This window comes from Saccharomonospora halophila 8 (assembly GCF_000383775.1).
Taxonomy (GTDB): domain Bacteria; phylum Actinomycetota; class Actinomycetes; order Mycobacteriales; family Pseudonocardiaceae; genus Saccharomonospora; species Saccharomonospora halophila.
On record NZ_KB912518.1, the window covers coordinates 31,191 to 36,749 of the forward strand.

At 70.7% G+C, this 5,559-nt stretch carries 7 protein-coding genes; 4 read left to right on the forward strand and 3 right to left on the reverse strand.

The annotated features are described in order from the left end of the window. The coding region (locus tag SACHA_RS20875; protein WP_083935800.1) for a DEAD/DEAH box helicase at positions 1-1,341 on the reverse strand (1,341 nt) is incomplete at its 3' end. A 482-nt stretch (positions 1,342-1,823) separates the two neighbouring features. Between SACHA_RS20875 and SACHA_RS0107630 the strand changes: the two genes are divergently transcribed. Next, complete coding sequence (locus tag SACHA_RS0107630; RefSeq protein ID WP_019808499.1) at positions 1,824-2,480, forward strand: ferritin-like fold-containing protein; 657 nt, start codon at positions 1,824-1,826, stop codon at positions 2,478-2,480. A 45-nt stretch (positions 2,481-2,525) separates the two neighbouring features. Further along, positions 2,526-2,756, forward strand: coding sequence for a DUF3107 domain-containing protein (locus SACHA_RS0107635; RefSeq protein ID WP_019808501.1), 231 nt, complete (start codon positions 2,526-2,528; stop codon positions 2,754-2,756). A 136-nt stretch (positions 2,757-2,892) separates the two neighbouring features. On the opposite strand, the gene SACHA_RS0107640 is transcribed toward SACHA_RS0107635, so the two are convergent. Together SACHA_RS0107640 and SACHA_RS0107645 are read right to left on the reverse strand one after the other, a co-directional pair. Beyond that, a complete protein-coding gene (locus tag SACHA_RS0107640; RefSeq protein WP_019808503.1) occupies positions 2,893-3,246 on the reverse strand; it encodes a DUF4873 domain-containing protein in 354 nt (117 codons plus the stop codon). Further along, positions 3,243-4,013 carry a TetR/AcrR family transcriptional regulator gene (locus tag SACHA_RS0107645; RefSeq protein WP_019808505.1) on the reverse strand — a complete coding sequence of 257 codons (771 nt, stop codon included), beginning with the start codon at positions 4,011-4,013 and terminating at the stop codon, positions 3,243-3,245. Before SACHA_RS0107645 ends, SACHA_RS0107640 begins: the two co-directional genes overlap by 4 nt. Positions 4,014-4,044: 31 nt before the next feature. On the opposite strand from SACHA_RS0107645, the gene SACHA_RS0107650 reads away from it, so the two are divergent. Beyond that, positions 4,045-5,025, forward strand: a complete 981-nt coding sequence (locus tag SACHA_RS0107650) for an AurF N-oxygenase family protein (RefSeq protein WP_019808507.1) — start codon at positions 4,045-4,047, stop codon at positions 5,023-5,025. Positions 5,026-5,051: 26 nt separating this feature from the next. Then, positions 5,052-5,559, forward strand: a 508-nt coding sequence (locus SACHA_RS20880) for an alpha/beta fold hydrolase (RefSeq protein WP_157601626.1), incomplete at its 3' end; no start/stop codon positions are given.

The following is a 5,559-nucleotide window of genomic DNA, read 5'->3' on the forward strand; positions in this document are numbered from 1 at the left end:
GGAACGGCCGGAGCCCCCGGAGCGGCCGGAGCCGTTGGAGCGGTTCGAGCCCTTGGAGCGGTTGCGGCGGTCGCCGAAGTCCTCCTCGGTCTCTGCGGACAGCCCCGCGCGGGTGCGCTTGGCCAGCGGGAGCCTGCTCGCGGCGTTCTCCGGAATGTCGAGGTCGGCGAACAGGTGCTTCGACGTCGAGTACGTCTCCACCGGCTCGTCGACGCCGAGTCCGAGTTCGTCGGAGATCAGTTTCCAGCGGGGGATCTCGTCCCAGTCGACCAGGGTGAGGGCCACGCCGGTCTTGCCCGCCCGCCCGGTGCGCCCGATGCGGTGCACGTAGGTCTTCTGGTCGTCCGGCGTCTGATAGTTGACGACGTGGGTGACGTCCTCGACGTCGATGCCCCGGGCGGCCACGTCGGTGGCCACGAGAACGTCGATCTTGCCGGACCGGAACGCCCGCAGTGCCTGCTCCCGGGCGCCCTGGCCCAGGTCCCCGTGGACGGCGGCGGCGGCGAAGCCGCGCTCGGCGAGATCGTCGGCGACCTTCTGCGCCGTGCGCTTGGTCCGCGTGAAGATCATCGTCAGGCCGCGGCCCTCGGCCTGCAGCACCTTGGCGACCAGTTCCGGCTTGTCCAGCGAGTGCGAGCGGTAGACGAACTGCCGGGTGCGCTCGTGGATCGCACCCTCGTCGTTCTCCTCGGCGCGGATGTGGGTCGGCTGCTGCAGGAAGGTGCGGGCCAGATTGATGATCGGCCCGGGCATGGTGGCCGAGAAGAGCATGGTCTGCCGCTTCTCCGGGACCATCCGCAGGATGCGCTCGATGTCGGGCAGGAAGCCCAGGTCGAGCATCTCGTCGGCCTCGTCGAGCACCAGGGTGCCGACCTTGCCCAGCACCAGCCGCTGCTGTTCGGCGAGGTCCAGCAACCTGCCGGGCGTGCCGATGACGACGTCCACGCCCTGCTGCAGGGTCTCGATCTGGGTCTCGTACGGGCGCCCGCCGTAGATGGAGGCGGTGCGCACACCCAGATGAGCACCGGCCTCGGTGAGGTCCTTGGCGACCTGCACGCACAACTCGCGGGTCGGCACCACGACCAGTGCCTGCGGGGTGCCGTCCCCGGGCAGCGACAGGCGCTGCAGCAGCGGCACGCCGAAACCGAGGGTCTTGCCCATCCCGGTGCGGGCCTGGCCGATCACGTCGTCGCCCGCCAGCGCGAGCGGCAGGGTCAGCGACTGGATGGCGAAGGTGCGCTCGATGCCGGTGTCCTTCAGCGCGCGGACGATGTCCTCGTGCACCCCGAGCTCGGCGAAGGTGGGGTTGTCGTCCGACCGCACCGGGGCGCCGGCCACCAGCGGGTGCGCCCCGTCGGCGACGTTGTCGTCGTCGCCCTCGGCGCCCGCGTCCGGGGTGGGCTGCTCAGTGATCGTGTTCGGGTCGGTGTCGTTGTTCGGGTCGGTGTCGTTGTTCGCGTCGATGTCGTTGTTCGGGTCGATGTCGGATCGCCTCTCTCATACCAGCGCGCACAGCCTGGTGACTTCGCGACACTCGACCACCACGCCGAAGCGTTTCGCTTCGCGGTGTGTCACACGAAACGGGGTGGGACGCCGCCGGAGGCGTGCACGCACATTGTCGGTCGGGGGTGAAGTGCGACGGAGGGGCGGCAACCCCGGCGGGGCGCACGCGCCGTCTCGCGTCACGCAGGGAGCTCGTACTACACGAGGGCAACTTCACCACTGACGGGCAGTGTAACGGGTGTCGCGCCCGATCCGGCCGGGACAGGCCGGGGCTCCGGCGTGTTGTTGGTCTCCATTTCCGCTCAACTACGGTGGGCGCCGTGAGTGACGCACAACCGGAGATCGCCACCGGGGTCGTGGACCTGCTGGGGGTGCTCGCCTACGGCGAGCTGTCGGCGTTCGACCGCCTGGCCGAGGACGCGCGCTCGGCGCCGACGCTGCACGGGCACGCCGCACTGGCGTCGATGGCCGCCGCCGAGATCGGCCACTACGGCCTGCTCGAACGGTATCTCGCCGAGCACGGGGTCCCGGTCACCGAGGCCATGAACCCGTTCATCGGGCACGTCGACGCCTTCCAGTCGTCCACCGCACCGCGGTCCTGGCTGGAATCGCTGGTGAAGGCCTACGTGGTGGACAATCTCGCCGCGGATCTGTACCGCGAGCTCGCCGAGGTGCTGGACGAGCGCACCCGGGATCTGGTCGTGACGGTGCTCGCCGACACCGGGTACTCGGAGTTCGCCCAGCAGGAGGTCGCCGCGGCGATCGAGTCGGACGCCCCGCTGCGCGACCGGCTCGCCCTGTGGAGTCGCAGACTGCTGGGCGAGGCACTCACGCAGGCCCAGTACATCGTGGCCGAGCGGGACGGCCTCGCCGAGCTCATCGTCGCCGGGTCGGGTGACCTCTCCGGGATCGCGGCGTTGCTCCGCCGGTTGCAGCAGCGGCACACCAAGCGGATGAAGAGCCTCGGTCTCGGCTAGCCTGGAACGGACAACGCACCAAACCAACACCCGCGGAGGTCACAGGTGGAGGTCAAGATCGGCGTCAAGGACACCCCCCGGGAGCTGGTCGTCGCGAGCGGCCAGTCGCCCGACGAGGTGGACAAGCTCGTGTCCGAGGCGCTGAACGCCGACGACGGCCTCTTCCGGATCACGGACGAGAAGGGCCGCCGGTACCTGGTGCCCGCCGACCGCATCGCCTACGTGGAGATCGCGCCGTCGGACGTCCGTCGCGTCGGCTTCGCCGTCGACTCCTGAACCCGGAGGTCGGCCCCGGCGCCGCCGGGGTCGACCGGGTCACCGGAACGATGTCGGACGACGTCGCGGGGACACGTCCTTCCGCGAGGGCGACGAAACGCTGGTTGGCCACCCTTCCGGAACCGCACGGCGCGGCTCAGGCCTGTGCCGGGGTTTCCGGGGCGTCCAGCGTCGTGGGCACCCGGAACGGGGGCGTGCTGGTGCCCGCGATGCGGTAGCGGTCCCACGGGTCCGGGTCGGAGATCTCACCGGACGCGCGGCCGTCCGGGGTGTGGATCTCGACCGTCCGCTTCTTTCCCCCGGCGGCCTCGGACAGCCTGTGGTCGGGCCGGATCCGGCCGTACCAGTGGTATCGGCCATCGATCGGCTGGAAGTGGCCGCGCAGCTGAATCTCGACGTCCAGTTCCGTGTCCCCGAGCACCAGCGTGGCCGGGCCCGCGTAGCCGTCGTGGTCGTCGTGTCCGGGTGTGGTCTCGGTGTGTCCGCTCATGAGGGCTCTCCCGTTCCCGTGTCCGTCGTCGGTCGCAGGTGGACGACCTTGTTCGCGTCGAGCGGCTTGTCCGGATCGAGCACCTGCCCGTGCTGCCGGACGAGGCCGTCGATGGCGGCCCAGATGATCCGGGTCAGGTACTCGACGACGCTGTCCCGGCTCATCGTCCGCTTGTCCAGCCACCACTCGCCGGTGTTCTGGACCATGCCGACGATCCCGTGTGCCCACGGCTCCGCCGCGCCGGAGTCCATGTTCAGCATCCGCATGTAGTCCCCCAGCAGCGCGGTCAGCGCGGTGGCGATGACCTGCTTGTCCTCGGCGACCACGTCCGCGTCGACCGGACGGTCGGCGAACGACTTGCGCGCGAGCAGCCGGTAGAGGTTCGGGTGCTCCTCGATCACGGAGAAGAAGGCGTTCAGCGCGGTCCGGATCAGCGGGACGGGCGCCAGTTCCGAGTTGATCGCGGGGATGAGGCGTTCGAACAGGATCTCGGTGCCGCGCTGGCCGAGCGCGAGGTAGAGGTCCGCCTTGTCCTCGAAGTGCCGGTAGAGCACCGGCTTGGTGACACCGGCCTCGGCCGCCACGTCCTCCATCCCCATCTCGGGCCCGTGTGCGTCGAGCGCCCGCAGGGCGGCCTCCACGAACTCCGCCCGCCGGGCGATGCGGTGCTTGCGCCAGCGGTCCCGGCGCGCGTCCCCCGCCGTCGTGGCTCCGGAGCGCGCGGTGGACCCGCCACCGCGGTTGACACGGTCGACCATGGTCTTCATGCTACCAGAGGTAACTGTTACCGGAAGTTACATGAACCAGGGGAAGGCGGTGGCCGCGATGACGCGCGCGCCTGCGGAGTCGGAGGGCGGACCGGCCACGGAGGGCGGGCATGCCGCCCCCGGGCGCGACCGGCGGGAGAGGACCGCGCACCGGTTGCTGAACTCGTCCGCGAGAAAGTCCTACGACCCGGAGATCGACATCGACTGGGACGCTCCGCTCGTCGAGGGCAAGCGATACCTCCCGGAGCACCGCAGCAGTCTGTACGGCACCGCCCTGTGGCAGCGGCTCAGCCCCGAACAGCGCATCGAGCTGGGCAAGCACGAGATCGCCAGCATCGCCACGAACGGTCTGTGGTTCGAGATCCTGCTGATGCAGATGCTGCTCAGAGAGATCTACAAGGCCGACCCGACCAGTGGGTTCGCGCAGTACGCGCTCACCGAGATCGCCGACGAGTGCCGACACTCCACGATGTTCGCCCGGATGACCGAGCGCATCGGCTGTCCGCCGTACGGGCCGCTGCCGTGGCGCCGCCGCCTGGCCAAGCTGCTGCCCCTGATCAGCTACGGCCCCGCGATGTACGGGGCGATCCTCGTGGCCGAGGAGATCCTCGACCGGTTGCAGCGCGAGCAGATGAACGATCCGGAGGTCCAGCCGCTCGTGCGGATGGTCAACCGGATCCACGTGCTGGAGGAGGCCCGGCACGTCACCTTCGCCCGCGAGGAGGTCACGCGCGGGGTGGCCCGGCTCTCCGGGCCGGAGCTGAAGTACCAGCAGTGGCTGCTCGCGGTGATCTCGCACGAGGTCGTCCAGAGCCTGATCAATCCGCACGTCTACAAGGCCGTCGGGATCCGGCCCCGCGACGGCTACCGGGCCGCGATGGCGAATCCGCACTACCACGGGACCATCCGCTACGCGGGGGAGCGCATCATGGGGTTCCTGGACGCGAACGGCCTGGTCGGATCGGTGGGGATGCCGTTCTGGCGGCGCGCGTTCCTGGTGGCCGGCCGGTGAGCGGGCGGCAGGAGAGCGGCCGACCGCTGAGCGGGCGGCCGGAGAACGCGGCACGGTCGTACCGGGTGGTCACCTCCGACGGCGCCGCGCTGCACGCCGAGGTCAGCGGGGCACCGGACGCGGCGGTGACGGTGGTGCTGGTGCACGGCTGGACGCAGGACCACCGGACGTGGGACCGGGTCGTCGACGAGCTGCCCTCGGGTGTGCGCCGGGTGCGTTACGACCTGCGCGGGCACGGCGCCTCGGAGGCGGCCGGGCCCGGGACGGCGACGATCGACCGGCTGGCCGACGACCTCGCCGACGTGCTCGCGGAGCTGGTCCCGGACGGGAGGCTGGTGCTCGCCGGTCACTCGATGGGCGGGATGACGCTCATGGCACTGGCCGAGCGGCATCCCACGCTCGTCGACGAGCGGGTCGACGGCCTCGCCCTGGTCGCCACCTCGTCCGGCGACATGAGCCGGGTGACGCTCGGCCTGCCGGGTGCCCTCGGCCGTCGGGCCGCCGCGACCGAGCGCAGGCTCGCCACCGCGCTCG